General features: G+C 52.2%; 17 protein-coding genes and 4 tRNA genes. 18 read left to right on the top strand and 3 right to left on the bottom strand.

All coding sequences use genetic code 11. From position 1 onward, the window contains the following. On the bottom strand, positions 1–1248 hold the full coding sequence (gene hemA, locus JJU14_RS12225) for a glutamyl-tRNA reductase (RefSeq protein WP_228613936.1): 1248 nt from the start codon (positions 1246–1248) through the stop codon (positions 1–3). A gap of 82 nt (positions 1249–1330) precedes the next feature. Here hemA and lolB point away from each other — a divergent pair, with 82 nt between their 5' ends. From lolB to JJU14_RS12275, 10 genes are all read left to right on the top strand, one after another. Beyond that, positions 1331–1933, top strand: a complete 603-nt coding sequence (gene lolB / locus JJU14_RS12230) for a lipoprotein insertase outer membrane protein LolB (protein ID WP_228613938.1) — start codon at positions 1331–1333, stop codon at positions 1931–1933. Beyond that, positions 1930–2778: a 4-(cytidine 5'-diphospho)-2-C-methyl-D-erythritol kinase gene (gene ispE, locus JJU14_RS12235; RefSeq protein WP_228613940.1), complete on the top strand. Its 849-nt coding sequence runs from the start codon at positions 1930–1932 to the stop codon at positions 2776–2778. The genes lolB and ispE overlap by 4 nt, the downstream gene beginning before the upstream one ends. Positions 2779–2860: 82 nt before the next feature. Beyond that, the gene (locus tag JJU14_RS12240) at positions 2861–3805 is read left to right on the top strand and encodes a ribose-phosphate pyrophosphokinase (protein WP_139243711.1); all 945 of its coding nucleotides are present in this window, start codon (positions 2861–2863) and stop codon (positions 3803–3805) included. Positions 3806–3958: 153 nt separating this feature from the next. Beyond that, entirely contained in the window at positions 3959–4582 is a 624-nt protein-coding gene (locus JJU14_RS12245) for a 50S ribosomal protein L25/general stress protein Ctc (RefSeq protein ID WP_228591340.1), read from the top strand. After that, positions 4582–5178, top strand: a complete 597-nt coding sequence (gene pth, locus JJU14_RS12250; protein WP_228613942.1) for an aminoacyl-tRNA hydrolase — start codon at positions 4582–4584, stop codon at positions 5176–5178. The genes JJU14_RS12245 and pth overlap by 1 nt, the downstream gene beginning before the upstream one ends. A 37-nt stretch (positions 5179–5215) precedes the next feature. Next, positions 5216–6307 carry a redox-regulated ATPase YchF gene (ychF, locus tag JJU14_RS12255; protein ID WP_228613944.1) on the top strand — a complete coding sequence of 364 codons (1092 nt, stop codon included), beginning with the start codon at positions 5216–5218 and terminating at the stop codon, positions 6305–6307. Between the two features lie 151 nt (positions 6308–6458). Beyond that, positions 6459–6535, top strand: a tRNA-Met gene (locus tag JJU14_RS12260). 21 nt (positions 6536–6556) lie between these two features. Further along, a tRNA-Leu gene (locus JJU14_RS12265) sits at positions 6557–6641 on the top strand. A gap of 27 nt (positions 6642–6668) precedes the next feature. Next, a tRNA-Gln gene (locus tag JJU14_RS12270) sits at positions 6669–6743 on the top strand. Positions 6744–6773: 30 nt separating this feature from the next. Next, positions 6774–6848 (top strand) — tRNA-Gln (locus tag JJU14_RS12275). A 52-nt stretch (positions 6849–6900) separates the two neighbouring features. Here the strand turns inward: JJU14_RS12275 and JJU14_RS12280 are convergent. Further along, entirely contained in the window at positions 6901–8052 is a 1152-nt protein-coding gene (locus JJU14_RS12280) for an FAD-dependent oxidoreductase (protein ID WP_228613946.1), read from the bottom strand. Positions 8053–8291: 239 nt separating this feature from the next. Here JJU14_RS12280 and aguB point away from each other — a divergent pair, with 239 nt between their 5' ends. The 8 genes from aguB (at position 8292) to JJU14_RS12320 (ending at position 15263) form a co-directional block, all read left to right on the top strand. Further along, positions 8292–9176 carry an N-carbamoylputrescine amidase gene (gene aguB, locus JJU14_RS12285; protein ID WP_228613948.1) on the top strand — a complete coding sequence of 295 codons (885 nt, stop codon included), beginning with the start codon at positions 8292–8294 and terminating at the stop codon, positions 9174–9176. Beyond that, complete coding sequence (gene aguA, locus JJU14_RS12290; protein WP_228613950.1) at positions 9148–10290, top strand: agmatine deiminase; 1143 nt, start codon at positions 9148–9150, stop codon at positions 10288–10290. The genes aguB and aguA overlap by 29 nt, the downstream gene beginning before the upstream one ends. A 563-nt stretch (positions 10291–10853) precedes the next feature. After that, the gene (locus JJU14_RS12295; RefSeq protein ID WP_228613952.1) at positions 10854–11891 is read left to right on the top strand and encodes a hypothetical protein; all 1038 of its coding nucleotides are present in this window, start codon (positions 10854–10856) and stop codon (positions 11889–11891) included. Further along, the gene (locus tag JJU14_RS12300; RefSeq protein ID WP_228613954.1) at positions 11878–12177 is read left to right on the top strand and encodes a GIY-YIG nuclease family protein; all 300 of its coding nucleotides are present in this window, start codon (positions 11878–11880) and stop codon (positions 12175–12177) included. The genes JJU14_RS12295 and JJU14_RS12300 overlap by 14 nt, the downstream gene beginning before the upstream one ends. 33 nt (positions 12178–12210) lie before the next feature. Beyond that, entirely contained in the window at positions 12211–13128 is a 918-nt protein-coding gene (locus tag JJU14_RS12305) for an AEC family transporter (RefSeq protein WP_228613956.1), read from the top strand. A 20-nt stretch (positions 13129–13148) separates the two neighbouring features. Continuing rightward, positions 13149–14441: a mechanosensitive ion channel domain-containing protein gene (locus tag JJU14_RS12310; RefSeq protein ID WP_228613958.1), complete on the top strand. Its 1293-nt coding sequence runs from the start codon at positions 13149–13151 to the stop codon at positions 14439–14441. Positions 14442–14568: 127 nt separating this feature from the next. Next, positions 14569–14862 (top strand): hypothetical protein, encoded by a 294-nt coding sequence (locus JJU14_RS12315; RefSeq protein WP_228613960.1) that lies wholly within the window; start codon positions 14569–14571, stop codon positions 14860–14862. Between the two features lie 2 nt (positions 14863–14864). After that, positions 14865–15263 (top strand): hypothetical protein, encoded by a 399-nt coding sequence (locus tag JJU14_RS12320; protein ID WP_228613962.1) that lies wholly within the window; start codon positions 14865–14867, stop codon positions 15261–15263. A gap of 82 nt (positions 15264–15345) precedes the next feature. Here the strand turns inward: JJU14_RS12320 and tyrS are convergent. Continuing rightward, on the bottom strand, positions 15346–16270 hold a 925-nt coding region (gene tyrS, locus JJU14_RS12325; RefSeq protein ID WP_228613964.1), incomplete at its 5' end, for a tyrosine--tRNA ligase.

A 16270-nucleotide genomic window follows, 5' to 3' on the forward strand; every position in this document is an offset into this window, starting at 1 on the left:
TCAGAGATCGAGTAAAATATTAATCAGCCTTTGCGGCTCAAGTTGATCATCCTGCACCAACTGACGGATAGCCTTGGTCGGGCTGTGCATCAAGCGGTTGCTAAGACGATTGGCCAGCTCGGCCATAACTTTTTCCGGCTCCTGGCCAGCTACCAGTTGATTGGCTGCTTTGGCCAACAACTCGTTTTTAATCTGTTCGCACTGTTGGCGGTAATCCCGTACCCAGTCGACATTGCCCTGCAGCAATTGCCACTGCTGAAACTCCGCCACGCCGAGGCCAATCATCTGCTCAGCCTGCTGCGCTGCCTGCTGACGCGATTCCATATTCTGCGCAATGATGGTCTGCAAATCGTCCACCGTGTACAGGTAAGCATCATCCAGCTCGGTAACCTGAGCTTCAATATCACGCGGCACCGCCAAATCAACCAGAAACATCGGCTTGTGTTTACGGACTTTCAGCGCTTGTTCGACCATGCCTTTACCGATGATGGGCAAGGTACTGGCAGTGGAGCTGATCACCACATCAGCACGGCCGAGCACCGCAGGCACCTGCGATAAGGTCACCACCTCAGCGCCAAAGGCCTCAGCCAGCGCCAGGCCACGTTCGTAGGTCCGGTTGGCCACTGTCAGCTTACTGGCCCCCTGCTCTTTTAAATGGCGCGCCACCAACTCTATGGTTTCACCGGCACCAATCAACAGCACCGAGACTTTATCCAAGCGGCCAAAAATTTGTTTCGCCAGGCTCACGGCGACAAAGGCAACCGAAACCGCATTGGCACCAATCTCAGTTTCCGTGCGAACCTGCTTGGCAATGGCAAAGGTTTTCTGAAACAAGCGCTCAAATTGCGGATTGATGGTTCCCGCCTGGCGCGATTGATTGTACGCTTGTTTCACCTGACCCAATATTTGCGGCTCGCCCAGCACCAGCGAGTCCAGCCCGGCTGCCACCCGCATCAGGTGCGTTGCTGCATCCTGCTGTTGATACAGATACAAATGCGGCTGCAGTAATTGGTTGTCCAATTGATGAAATTCACTCAACCAGGCAATCACCTGTTCCGCTTGCTCAGTGGAACCGTTAAAATACAACTCAGTTCGATTGCAAGTAGACAGGATCACCGCATCGGTGACATTCGCCACGGTAGCCAGCTCACGCAGCGCCTGCGGCACCTGTTCAGGTGCAAAAGCCACTTGTTCACGCAGTGCCACTGGTGCTGTTTTGTGATTAATGCCTAATGCGTAAATGGCCATTCACCTGTAATAACCTTGATGTTGAAGGGGCGAATTGTACGAAAAAGCCCAGGTTAATAAAAGCTCAGACGAGGACTTTCGTGTGCCAAAAGCAGTAAAAATCCTGTTTTCCCTATTATTGCTGACCTTCTTGCTCAGTGGTTGCAGCCTCAAACCGCGGACCGATGGTCCCACGCTGACAGCCCAGCAACGGCTAGATCGCATTGAGCAGCTGCAACATTTTGAGCTAACCGCCACCATGGGGATCCGCAGCCCGGCCGACACTGTCAGTGGCAGTCTGCATTGGCAGCAGCAGGCCGACGACTACCAGGCCAGAATGAATAACTCCTTTGGTATCAGCATCTTCAGGCTAGACAGCAGCGCTGGCAGCACCCGCTTGCAAGTCCGGGGCGAAGATTACCAGGCCAGCAACAGCAGCGAGCTGATGTTAGCACTGACAGGTTGGAGCCTGCCACTTGACGAGATGCCGCTATGGCTTAAAGGTTTAGCTGGCAGCAATGCCAGTGCCAAAGAGTACGATGCGCTGGACCGCTTAATTGCGTTTACATTACAGGATCGCAGTGGTTATCACTGGCAGGTGCGCTATGAAAGCTTTTTCTCCGATAGTCTGGCCCTGCCCAGGCGCATTGTGGTGCAATCGGATGATATTCGCATCAACCTGGTGATCCGGAGCTGGCAACTATGAGCCACACTCTGAGCCTGCCAGCCGTGGCGAAACTGAACTTATTTTTGCACATTACCGGGCGCCGAGCCGATGGCTACCATGAGCTGCAAAGTATTTTCCAGCTGCTGGATTATGGCGATACCCTGCATTTTTCAGCCCTTCCCACTGAAGAGCTCACTTTGAGCTGCAATCAGGCTGAGCTGGTGACCGACGGCAATCTGGTGCTAAAAGCCGCCCGTTTATTGCAGCGTAGCACCGGCTACAGCCTGGGCGCTAAGATCCAACTGGATAAGCGATTACCCATGGGCGGTGGCTTGGGCGGAGGTTCGTCCGATGCCGCCACCACCCTGCTGGCGCTCAACCATTTATGGCAACTGGAGCTGAACCAGCAGCAACTGGCCGAGCTTGGCTTGCAACTGGGCGCCGATGTGCCCGTTTTTGTACAGGGTCACACCGCTTTTGCCGAAGGCGTTGGCGAACATCTTACGCCCATTGAATTACCCGAACGCTGGTATCTGGTGGCCACACCGGATTGCCATATTTCAACCAAAGAAATCTTCCAGCATCCTGATTTACCAAGAAATACTGCCAAAATCAACGTTGATCAGCTGCAAGATTCAGACTGGCGCAACGACTGTGAGCCACTGGTCAGTCAGCTCTATCCGAATGTTGCATTAACCTTACAGTGGTTGTTAGAATACGCCCCAAGCCGCATGACAGGGACCGGAGCCAGTGTGTTCGCCGCGTTTTCTGATCGTTTGCAAGCGGAAGCTGCTCTGCGTGATTTGCCCTCGTTCTGTCGGGGTTTTGTCGCCAGAGGGGTCAATGAGTCGCCAACCCTGGCAGCTCTGGCCGTGTTTAGGTAATGCCACATCATTACCATCAGGGCCCTGCTTGTAGCAGGGTCAAAATTGTTAACCGGACTCCAACTGCCCTGAGGATCCTACCGTGCCCGATATGAAGGTTTTTGCTGGTAACGCCATACCAGAACTCGCAAGCAAAATTGCCAGCCGACTCTACATCAAATTAGGTGATGCCGATGTTGGCCGTTTCAGCGATGGCGAAGTCAGCGTCATGATCAATGAAAATGTACGTGGCTCCGACGTTTTCATCATTCAGTCTACCTGTGCGCCAACCAACGACAACCTGATGGAACTGATCGTGATGGTGGATGCATTACGTCGTGCTTCTGCCGGCCGGATCACTGCGGTACTGCCTTATTTTGGCTATGCCCGTCAGGATCGCCGGGTCCGTTCTGCCCGGGTACCGATTACCGCTAAAGTCGTGGCCGATTTCCTGTCCAGCGTTGGCGTCGATCGAGTGCTGACCGTCGACTTGCATGCCGAACAGATCCAGGGCTTCTTTGATGTGCCGGTGGATAACGTCTTTGCCAGCCCGGTATTGCTGGAAGATATGCGCAAGCAAGATTTGCAATCACCGGTGGTGGTGTCACCGGATATCGGTGGTGTGGTCCGCGCCCGTGCAGTGGCCAAGCTGTTGAACGATGCCGATTTGGCCATCATCGACAAACGTCGGCCAAAGGCCAATGTATCGCAAGTAATGCACATCATCGGTGATGTCAAAGATCGTGACTGTATTCTGGTCGATGACATGATTGATACCGGCGGTACCCTGTGCAAAGCTGCGGAAGCCTTGAAAGAGCAAGGTGCTAAGCGCGTCTTTGCCTACGCCACCCACCCGGTGTTCTCTGGCAATGCACCACAAATCATTGCCAACTCGGTGATCGATGAACTGATCGTCACCGACACTATTCCACTCAGTGCCGAGATGAAGAAAGTGGCCAAAGTGCGTCAGCTGTCGCTAAGCGAAATGATGGCCGAGTGCATTCGCCGTATCAGCAACGAAGAATCCATTTCATCGATGTTTGATTAAGCGCTGGCAGACGCCGTTGCAGAAGGCACCTTTGGGTGCCTTTTTCATTGCGCGCTCTACCCGCCAGTGGTATTATGTCGCGCCCCTTGAGGGGGTGAACGTCCCACAGTCTGGTCGCGGGCTGTGGAACCTTATGAATTATTGGAGAAAGCCATGTCTGACGCAATTTATACATTAGATGCTGAAGTCCGGACTGACCTGGGGAAAGGTGCGAGCCGCCGCCTGCGTCATCAGGATAAAGTACCAGCCATCATTTACGGTGGTCACAAAGATGCTCTGTCAATCACTTTAGAGCACTCTAAGCTGTTGAAAGCACAAAGCTTTGAATCTTTCTACTCGCACATTCTGACCTTGAATGTTGGCAAAGAAAAGATCCAGGCCATCGTTAAAGATATGCAGCGTCACCCGTTCAAGCCAAAAATCATGCACGTCGATTTCCAACGTGTTGAAGCTGGCCAAGAGCTGCACACCACAGTGCCACTGCACTTCCTGAACGAAGAAGTTGCCATCAAGAAAGGCGGTGTGGTTGTTCACGGTGCCAACGAAGTAGAAATCAACGTACTGCCGAAAGATTTGCCTGAGTTTATTGAGGTTGACCTGAGCAATGTTGAAATCGGTCAGACCATCCACTTGTCTGATCTGGTTGCCCCTAAAGGCGTTACCTTCACTCAGTTGACCAAAGGCGAAGGCCATGACCTGGCTGTCGTGTCTGTCAACAAACCTGCTGGTAAAGCAGTAGACACTGATGAAGGTGAAACAGCCGAATCTGCTGAGTAATGTCGCAGCCGATCCAGCTGATCGTGGGCCTGGGTAATCCAGGCCCCGAATACAGCCAGACCAGACACAATGCCGGCGCCTGGTTTGTAGAACAACTGGCACGACAGGCTCAGACGTCGTTAAAACATGAGCCCAAATTCTTTGGTGATATAGCCCGTATTCCATTGGCTGGTCACGACATCAAACTGCTTATTCCCACCACTTTTATGAATTTAAGCGGCAAAGCCGTGCAGGCTGTGGCGCAGTTTTATAAAATCCCCACCGAGCAAATCTTAGTCGCGCACGATGAAATGGCGCTGGCACCCGGGGTGGCCCGTTTTAAACTCGGTGGTGGCCATGCCGGTCACAATGGCCTGAAAGATACCACAGCACGGCTGGCCAATGATGCCAACTTTCTGCGGTTACGGCTTGGCATTGGCCATCCGGGGGATAAACACAAAGTTACCGGCTATGTGCTTGGCAAAGCACCAGCCAGTGAGCAAACACGAATCGAAGCCAGTATTGATGAGGCACTACGTTGCCTGCCAATACTGCTGAAGGATGGCCTGGTGAAAGCGCAAAGCCGCTTGCATAGTTTTCAGGCCACCACCGCGTAACTGGCAGCATGCCGCTGCACAACGATAGGACACTGTCATGGGATTTAAATGTGGAATTGTCGGCTTACCGAATGTTGGTAAATCAACCCTGTTCAATGCGTTGACCAAAGCAGGTATTGAAGCGGCCAACTTTCCGTTTTGTACCATCGAGCCCAATACCGGCGTGGTGCCGGTGCCGGATCAGCGCCTGAATCAATTGGCTGAGATCGTCAAACCACAACGGGTGATCCCAACCACCATGGAGTTTGTTGATATCGCCGGCCTGGTAAAAGGTGCCTCCAAAGGCGAAGGCCTTGGCAACAAGTTTCTGGCCAATATTCGCGAAACCGATGCCATCGGCCATGTGGTGCGTTGCTTTGATGACGACAACATCGTGCATGTAGCTGGTAAAGTCGACCCGGCCGATGACATTGACACCATCAATATGGAGCTGGTGCTGGCCGATATGGAAAGCGCCGAAAGAGCCATGCTGCGCGTGGGTAAAAAAGCCAAATCCGGCGACAAAGACGCCAAAGCCGAACTCGATGTGCTGGCCAAGGTGAAAGCGCATCTGGAAGAAGGCCTGACATTGCGTCAACTGGCGCTGGAACCAGAAGAAGTTGCCCTGGTGAGTTACATGAACTTCCTGACCATCAAGCCAACCATGTACATTGCCAATGTCACCGAAGATGGCTTTGAGAATAACCCTTACCTGGACATCGTCCGTGACATTGCTGCCAAAGAAGATGCCATCGTGGTGCCGGTATGCGCCGCCATTGAGTCCGAAATTGCCGAACTGGAAGACGATGAAAAAGCCGAGTTTATGGCCGATCTTGGCCTGGCAGAGCCTGGTTTGAACCGGGTAATCCGCGGCGGCTACTCGCTGCTGAGCCTGCAAACTTACTTCACCGCCGGTGTAAAAGAAGTACGGGCATGGACCGTTGCCATTGGTGCCAGCGCTCCTAAAGCAGCCGGGGTGATTCATACCGACTTTGAAAAAGGCTTTATCCGCGCTGAAGTCATCGCCTTTGATGACTTTATTGCCTGCAAAGGTGAAGCCGGTGCCAAAGAGGCCGGTAAGCTGCGGGTGGAAGGCAAAAATTACATTGTAAAAGATGGCGATGTGATGCATTTCCTGTTTAATGTGTAAGCAACTGGCGAAACTATCCACAAGCCGTGTGCTGCTTTGTGTATAAAAACAGCAAACGGGCTTTGGCAGCCGGCATAATTTGCAAAAAACGGTTGACGCTGCCAAAGCAGATACGGATAATACGCGCCACTTGCTGAAGACAAGTTAACGTGGCTACATAGCTCAGCTGGTTAGAGCACAGCACTCATAATGCTGGGGTCGCAGGTTCGATTCCCGCTGTAGCCACCACTTCTTCTCTTCAGGTATGCTGCGGAAGTGGCGGAATTGGTAGACGCACTGGATTTAGGTTCCAGCGCCGCGAGGTGTGAGAGTTCGAGTCTCTCCTTCCGCACCAAGTGTACCAGGCAAGGAGAGACACTGCAGGGGTGTAGCCAAGCGGTAAGGCAGCGGGTTTTGATCCCGCCATGCCCAGGTTCGAATCCTGGCACCCCTGCCATTTCTCTTTCTTCAGTTGTAAATCCTAGTTAGGGGTGTAGCCAAGCGGTAAGGCAGCGGGTTTTGATCCCGCCACGCCCAGGTTCGAATCCTGGCACCCCTGCCATTCTCAGCGACTTAGCATCACAAATCCTACCATAACATTACCTTTGCGCTGCTCAGCCTGTGGCATAGCGGGTTACCATCTTTTTCAGCAAAGCACTGCGCCCGGCCAGCACCAAACCCAATTGACGCAATTGCCGTACCAGCGGCCATCGACTGCCAAACCCCTGATACAGAACATCCATGCTGCTCATCATCAACCAGTTTTGCGGCTGACGTTGTTGCTGGTACCGCGCCAATAGCACTTGTGGTTGCTCGAGCACTGCCGGACCTTTTTCTTGCAATAACTGACAGAGCAAGGCGGCATCGGCAAAACCCAGGTTGACGCCCTGCCCGGCCATGGGATGAATAGCATGCGCAGCATCCCCCACCAGCACCAGCCGTTGCTGATAATAAGACAACGCATGCAAACGCTGCAGCGGGAACCAGGTGGCCCGTCGCACTTCAATGTTGCCCAATTGCGCGGGGAAAGCCGTCATGATGGCCTGGCTAAGCGCAGCCGGTGACATCGCAGCCAGTTGCTGCACCTTAGGTAAGCTGTCGTACCAAACCAACGAGCCTTGCTGGCCAGACAGCGGCAAGAAAGCTTTTGGACCGGTTTCAGTAAATTGCTGCCAGGTGACATCCTGCTGCGGCTGCTCTGTGGCCACATGAGCCACCAGGCAGCCCTGAGCATAACGCCAGCCGCGGGTACCAATGCCAGCCAGCTGGCGCAGTGCCGAGCGGGCGCCATCGGCGGCAATCACCAAGCGGCTGTGCAGGCAGTCGCCGTTATCCAGTGTCAGCTGTGCGCTGTCGGGCTCTTGCTGCAGTGCGGTTACTCTGGCGGGACAAAACAGCTGCAAGCTCTTTGGAAACTGCTGCCAGCAAGCCAGCTGCAGCAGGCGGTTTTCGACGATATGGCCGAGCTCATTCTGATCGATGCTTGCGGCGTTAAATTCCACGCTGTGCTCTGGGCGCTCAAAGGCCTGTAAACGGCGATACGGACAAAGCCGCATAGCCGCTACCGCCTGCCAGGCACCGGATTGCGCTAACCAGTCTTGACTGCGCTGGCTGATAGCCGAGACCCGCAAGTCTGCTGGCTGACTGGCCTCATAGGGCTCTGGCTGCTGTGCTTCTACCAGCGCCACCTGCCAGCCCTGCTGCGCCATATAGGCCGCAATACTGGCACCGACCATGCCACCGCCCACCACCGTCAGATCAAACATCTTTCGCCCTCTGCATTTTTCAACCGCTTTATTGTACGCTAAAATGGTGGTTCTGTGCTGCTTCGGCAGACTGAAGACGTCACGATGCCATGCCTGATCGCAGCGGGTCAGACAGAATTCAACATCAGGCACTAAAAGCAGTTGACGGCTGTTGAAAAATACGGCATTTTGCGCGCCTTTATTCAAGGGTTCTCCGACACTGCTTCGGGGGCTCAGGCTTACTCTAGCGGAGAAGTTAAATGCGAAATGTAACGGTTGCTGCCACCCAAATGATCGGTGGTTGGAATGTAGACGAGAACATTGCCCGTGGTGAGAAACTGGTCCGTCAGGCCGCGTCTCAGGGTGCTCAAATCATCCTGTTGCAGGAGCTGTTTGAGCGCAATTACTTCTGCCAGAAACAAAAAGAGCAGTACCTGGATTTTGCCACCACGGTAGAAGAAAACCCGGCCATTCGCCACTTTCAGGCCATTGCCAAAGAGCTGGCCGTGGTATTACCGATCAGCTTCTATGAAAAAGCGGGCAACTGCTTCTACAACAGCATCGCCGTTCTGGATGCCGATGGCAGCCTGCTGGGTGTTTACCGCAAAAGCCATATCCCGGATGGTCCTGGTTACTCGGAGAAATTCTATTTCACGCCGGGCGATACCGGTTTTAAAGTCTGGCAAACGAGGTACGCCAAAATCGGCATTGGCATCTGCTGGGATCAATGGTTCCCGGAGTGTGCCCGCAGCATGGCGCTGATGGGTGCTGAACTGCTGTTCTACCCTACCGCCATTGGCAGCGAGCCGCATGATGCCACTGTCAATTCACGCGATCACTGGCAACGTACCCAACAAGGCCATGCCGCCGCCAATCTGGTGCCTTTAATTGCCTCCAACCGCATTGGGGTGGAAACCGAAGATGACTTCGCCATCACCTTCTATGGCAGTTCCTTCATTGCCAATGAGTACGGTGCCAAGGTGCAGGAAGCCGATGAAAGCTCCGAAGCTGTTCTGGTCCATACCTTCGATCTGGACGAAGTGGCGCAAAACCGTCGCGGCTGGGGCGTTTTCCGTGACCGCCGTATCGATTTGTACCAACCTTTGCTGACCAAAGATGGCAGCACCACGCAAGGTGGCAATTAAGTTGGCGCGCACCCTTAGCAGTACACCACGGCAGGATGGCTTTTACATGCCTGCCGAGTGGCAACCTCATCGCCAGACCTGGATGGTATGGCCAGAGCGGACCGACAACTGGCGGCTGGGTGCCAAACCGGCTCAGGCAGCATTTACCCAGGTGATTCAGGCTATTGCCCGCTTTGAGCCGGTGACGGTCGGCGTGTCTGCCAATCAGTATGGCAATGCGCTGGCACAGCTGCACACCAAGCCTGAGCTGGCTGAGCGCATTCGAGTGATTGAGCTTTCCAGCAACGATGCCTGGTGCCGGGACACCGGCCCCAGCTTCGTGGTGAATGACAAGGGCGAGGTGCGGGGTATCGACTGGACCTTCAACGCCTGGGGTGGTTTGAATGGCGGCCTGTATTTCCCCTGGCACCTGGACGATCAGGTCGCCAGCAAGGTATTGAGCGTTGAGCAGCAACTGCGTTATCGCACCGAAGGTTTTGTGCTCGAAGGTGGCGCCATTCATGTCGACGGTGAAGGCACTGTGCTCACCACTGAAGAGTGTTTGCTCAACCCGAATCGCAATCCGCATTTAAACCGAGAGCAGGTCGAGCAGATGCTGCATGCGTATATCGGCACCAGTAAGGTGATCTGGCTACAGCAAGGCATTTACCTGGATGAAACCGATGGCCACATCGACAACATGGCCTGTTTCGTCAAGCCTGGCGAAGTCTTGCTGGCCTGGACCGACGATGAAAGCGATCCGCAGTACGCCCGCTCCAGGGCAGCGCTTGAAGTGCTGGAGCAAAGCACCGATGCCAAAGGCCGTGCCATTAAGGTACACAAGTTGCCATTACCAGCCCCTATTATTGCGGAGCCGGAAGAATACGCCAGTGTCGACTCGGTGCTGCATACCATTCCCCGCGAAGCGCATGCCCGGCTGGCCGGCTCCTACATCAACTTTTACCTGTGCAATGGCGGTTTGATTATGCCAGCCTTTGACGATCCGAACGATCAGGTCGCTGCAGACATACTGCGCGCTTTGTTCCCGGAACGTGAAGTAATACTGGTGCCCGGCCGGGAAATACTGCTGGGCGGTGGCAATATTCATTGCATTACCCAACAACAACCACTCTGATACCCCAGCCATTGATTATAGACATTTTGCTTTTAACAGTGCACGCTTTCACTCGTGCACTGTGGTTCTTTTATCGGAACCACTGTGCACCTCACTTCAAAAAGACGTCTGAACATCTTTACTACTACACATAGAAATTGCTATAGACCAATTATTCCTTAGCTCATAACAAAGCACTCCAAAGCTTTATCTGCTTTCCTTTTGAGCGACCGCTCATTATTTATAAGCTCCGTATCAACAGAGCACATTAAATAACAATAAAGCTGAGCAACATCCAATAACCTTAGAACACTAGCTTCCCATAGCTGGAATTGCGGGTAACTTAGCTTTTGCTTGCATCAATAGAGAGTTCTATTAAACTGGGAAGATAAAGCTATTTACATTAAGGAACAAGGATGAAACAAGCGCTCTGGTTTTGTATTGGAAGTGCATTTTTAACTTTGCTACTTAGCAGTTGCTCCTCTCCAGGTAAGCACTTAGCTCTTCAAGCCACAGGTAACCATGAAGAAGCCACACAACTAAGCTTTGCAGACATCCCTCTGAATCACAATCTGTTTTCAAATATGCCAAGTACAACGCCTCCCAAACCCATGGAGCTGTTTTTACTCACTGAAGCACAGCAAGCCGAGTTTTTAACTCTCTACCACGCGGAAGCCCAGCAACATAGAGCGCCGGATAAACGGTTATCATCGTTTATTGAACAGCGTTACGCTAACTTTAATTATTATGGCAAAACCTTAAAAGCTACCGACAGTTTGCAAGGTGAAACAGGCAACTGTTTGTCTCTGGCCATTTTAACAACCGCCTATGCCCGTTTAATTGATGTGGACGTTGACTACCAGTTGGTATACTCAGTGCCGGTTTATGAACTGATCGATGATACTCTGTATGTATCAAGCCATATTCGCTCCAGAGTATCCTCACCGTTAGAGCACAATAGAGAAACCAACCAGATCAGCTACTCACGCTCTTTTATCGATTACTTTCCAAGCGCTCGCCGTCAACGGGGACAGTATATTTCTGAGCAACATTTTATCTCCATGTTCTATCAAAATGTGGCGGCGGAGCTGTTAAAACAGAATGACGATGAAGCAGCATTTTCGTATTTGATGAAAGCATTGCAAATTGCTCCGGATAATGTCGCCGCGCTGAATGCTTTGGCAGTATTGCACCGCCGTAAGCAAGACTTCCTCACAGCAGAAAAGCTCTATCGCTTTATTTTGGACTATTACCCAGTCAACCTGAATGCGATGATCAACTTCCGTGAAATGCTCACCCTGCAAGGACGCCATAAAGAGGCGTATGCATTGAATGAAACCATCAGTCAAATCAATGATCCCAACCCTTATGAATGGATCTTCCTGGCAGATGAAGCCATACAGCATGGTCAATTGGCGCGAGCTGAACGCTATTTAGAGCGCGCACAACATCTGGCCCCCTACCTCGATGAGATTTATTTTCGCTATGCTCATATCGACTACCAGCGTGGACGCACGACCTCCGCCGAGCAACACTTGTTCACAGCACATCAGTTTGCCCGCTCCGTAGACAGGCGACAATTGTACAAAGCCAAACTGGGAGCCTTGCATGCAGCCGAATGAGCCTGATTGGTTTTTCTATCTGCTTAGAACCAACAGAGGTAAAATCTATACCGGCATCACAACCGATCCACAAAGGCGCTTACGCCAGCACAATGGTGAACTGGCCGGCGGCGCTAAGGCGCTGCGTGGGCAACGGCCATTGCAGTTGCTGTATCAACAGCCGTACCCCTGCCGCAGCAGCGCCAGTAAAGCGGAATATCAATTTAAACAATTGAGCAAGCAACAAAAAGAAGACTTTATTCGCCTAAAGGCGGATGGAGCTCTGGTCAGTTCCCCGCTAGAATAAGCCTTTCCCTTGCACTAAGGAGCTGGCTAACTGATGCCTGTGTTGCCACTGGACAACTATGCCCTGATCCTCGGCTATCTGGCCATCGGCCTGCTGCTACGACTGGTGCCAGCCATGCCACCTGACAGTGCGCGAGCCTTAAATGCGTATGTGCTGAATGTCGCTTTGCCAGCACTGGTGTTGTTAAAGATCCCTGAACTGCAGTTTTCCAGCCAGCTCTGGCTGCCAGTGCTGACGCCCTGGTTGCTGCTGCTGATGGTAGCAGCCCTTACCCTGCTGGTTGGACATTGGCTGCACTGGAGCCGGGATACCAAGGTCGCCTTGCTGATAGTGTTACCGCTTGGCAATACCTCTTTTCTGGGTTTTCCGATGGTCGAAGCCTTCTGGGGCAGTGCTCATATGCCGGTGGCCATTATTTACGATCAACTCGGCTCTTTTATCGCTCTGGCCACCTATGCCACCATTCTGGCCAGTCTGTACGGCCAGCAGCAATCATCGGCCAGTATGCAAGCCATTGTGCGCAAAGTGCTCAGCTCCCCCCCTCTGCTAGCTCTGTTGCTGGCACTGATGCTGCGAAACAGCAGCTATCCTGCGCTGGCAACCCAGCTACTCAACAATGTGGCTGCCACCCTAGTGCCGGTGGTGATGATAGCCGTTGGCTTTAGCCTGCGCTTTCGTCTGCAAGCCAGTGAATTAAAACCACTCGGCTTTGGCTTGCTGGTGACACTGGTTCTGATGCCATTGATGGCTTATGCTATAGCAAGTAGCAGTGCTGTTGATACCAGCTTGCGGCAAACCGTGGTCTTTATGGCTGCCATGCCGCCGATGATCTCCGCTGGCGCCATCGCCATTATGGCCGGGCTGGCACCGCGTCTGATCAGTGCCCTGGTCGGCTTTGGTGTGCTGCTTAGCTTTCTGACCTTGCCAGTGGTGTTCTGGTTACTGAATTAACAATACTCAAAGGGAAACCCATGCTGGAATCGGTCCTCACCTGGTTGCAACCGCATCTTGAAAGCCTGTTAAGCCCGGCTACCTGGTGGCAGGTCGTGGTAATGGCTCTGGCAGCCACTGCCGCATCCTTGTTTAACCGCCGCATTCAAACATTGCTAGAAACTAAAACATCCATCAACCAACAGGGGTTTCGCCATATTGCGGTGCGCAGCCTGCAGCGCCTGCTCTGGCCTTTAATCGCTCTTGCTGTGGTGCTACCGGCCAAAGCGGTGCTGGATTGGTACGATATCCCCTTGCAGCTGCTAAGTGTGGCAGTGCCCATTCTGTGGGCATTGGCGTTGATTCGTTTTAGTGTGTATTTGCTCCGCAAAGCGTTTACCATCAATCCGTTATTAAAATCATCTGAAAGCGCCCTGGCTAGCCTGGTCTGGCTGGGAGTAGTGTTGCACTTACTCGGCTGGTTGCCTGCAGTGCTTGCATTCCTGGATACCCTGGCGCTGAATCTGGGTGAGCACCGTATTTCAGTGCTTTCCGTGTTAAAACTGATGCTGCTGGTAGGGCTGGCATTTACTATCGCCATCTGGCTATCAGAATTGATTAGCAGGCAGTTGCAGCGCTCGGCCAATATCTCACCCAGCATGCGGGTTGGCTTTAACAAGTTCAGTAAGTTTATTCTGCTCACCCTGGCTTTTTTAATTGCGCTCAACGCCGTGGGTATTAACCTTAGCTCGCTGGCGATTTTTGGTGGTGCTCTGGGTGTAGGCCTTGGCTTTGGCTTGCAGCGCATTGCCTCGAATTTTATCAGCGGCTTTATTTTGGTACTGGACCGCTCCATCAAACCCGGCGATGTGATCACGGTTGGCGATAAGTTTGGTTGGGTCGAAGCGCTCAATGCACGCTATGTAGTAGTGCGAAACCGTGAAGGGGTGGATACTCTGATCCCGAATGAGAACCTGATCACCTCGGAAGTAATTAACTGGAGCTATGCTGATCGCAATGTACGGGTGGTGATCCCGGTACAAATCAGTTACGACGATGATCCGGAGCAAGCCATGGCACTGATGCTCGAATGCGCCAAAGCCTCATCCCGTATTTTGACCGAGCCGGCTCCTTCGGTGCGCTTGATGGAGTTTGCCGACAGTGGCATTGAGCTGCAGCTCCGCGCCTGGATTTCTGATCCGGAAAACGGTACCGGTGGCGTCAAATCGGAAGTGAACCTGGCCATTTGGCGCGCATTTAAGGAACACAAGATCACCATCCCTTATCCGCAGCGCGATTTGCATATCAAATCGATGCCAGCCCATCTGCTCTAGCCGCATGCTTGCGCTCTGATATCTTGCACGAGACAGAGCCCAAACAAAATAAAACATTGCATTGACAATAATAACAATTAAATGATACATTCAGAATAATTAATCACATCATGGAGGAGTTTGCAATATGTCAGGTGTAGCGAATTTAGTTGTGGAAGCTGGAAGTCAAATCATTGGTGTCTTCAGTAGCAAAATTTCGGCTGATCAGATTTACAAACATATCTACCCTTCGTTAGTATTTATCATAAATACTAAAGGGAGAAAGTCCCGAGAGGCCAAGGGATTACTTTCTGTATTAGAAAGTTTAGTCCCAGCTGGCGCTAAGCGGCGTAACTTTTCACGTCGATATATTCAAAATGTCGATGGCTGGAAAGAGTTGCCAACTGATCCCCAGCGGATTCCATTTGGTTTTTGGCATTAATTATGTTAAAAAAAACCGCATTGGCTTTGAGTGCAATTTACTTGCTACTCACCATCTACACCAATGGATACAACTTCATTACGGGTATTGAAGAGTTTACAGTAACTACTCTCATAGAGTGGTTACTTGTCATCTTAATACTTACGCTGAGCACTGTTGGCTGTTACGCCCATGTCCGGTCGATCAAAATAGGTGCTGCTTGGTCATGGAACATTCTGGCTATAGCCTTGGCTGCTTTGATAGTATTTTCTGTCGTGCAAGTGATAGGTAGTAGCACTTCAATAACCTTGCTCGAAGCACTCAGCACGACTATTCTAATGGCTGCTTTCTTTACACCAATTTTCATTTCTTTGCTTCAATATGCACGAAGCTTCGCTCAAGACGCCAGCAGAAACTCCTAAACCCCAACCAAGCAAGCCAACTCAACAAAAACAGCTGCTAAAACAGGGCGCAAATATGCGCCCTGATCAAGTAATACGACTGCTAGACCAGCGTTATTTTAGCAAATTTGCGTTTGCCTACCTGGTAGATGGCTTCGCTGCCTTTGGCGATTTCCAGCTTACTGTCGTCAATTTTCTCATCACCGTTGCGCTTCACCGCGCCTTGCTTGATCATCCGCATGGCTTCCGAAGTACTGGCGACCAGGCCGGCTTCTTTTAGCAGGTTCGCAATCGGCATGGCCTCACCGTCACAGCTTAACTGCAGCTCAGGAATATCGTCCGGCAACGCATTTTTGGAAAAGCGCTGGATAAAATCCTGCTCGGCAGCATCGGCTGCGGCGGCATCGTGAAAGCGGGCTATGATTTCTTTCGCCAGCTCAATCTTCACATCCCGCGGGTTGCCGCCATCAGCAATGCGCTGCTTCAGGGCCTCGATGTCTTTCAGCGGCCGGAAGCTTAGCAGCTCAAAGTAGCGCCACATCAGCTCATCCGAGATGGACATGATTTTGCCAAACATCTCATTCGGTGCATCGGTTATACCGACATAGTTGCCCAACGATTTGGACATCTTCTGCACACCATCCAGGCCTTCCAACAAAGGCACCATCATCACTGTTTGCGGCCGCTGCCCCGCTTCTTTTTGCAACTCCCGTCCCATCAGCAGGTTAAAGCGTTGATCAGTACCGCCCATTTCAACATCAGCTTCCAGAGCTACCGAGTCCCAACCTTGCACCAGTGGGTATAAGAACTCATGGATAGCAATCGACTGATTGTTGGCAAAACGCTTTTTAAAATCATCGCGCTCCAGCATCCGCGCCACCGTTTGCTGCGAGGCTAAGCGAATTAAACCAGCGGCACCCAACTCACCCATCCACTCCGAGTTAAAAGCAATGCGGGTTTTGGCCGGATCGAGAATTTTGAACACCTGCTCTTTGTAAGTTTCGGCATTGGCCAGTACATCTTCCCGG

Origin of the sequence: Alkalimonas sp. (genome assembly GCF_020831925.1) — a bacterium.
In the GTDB taxonomy this organism is placed as follows: domain Bacteria; phylum Pseudomonadota; class Gammaproteobacteria; order Enterobacterales; family Alteromonadaceae; genus Alkalimonas.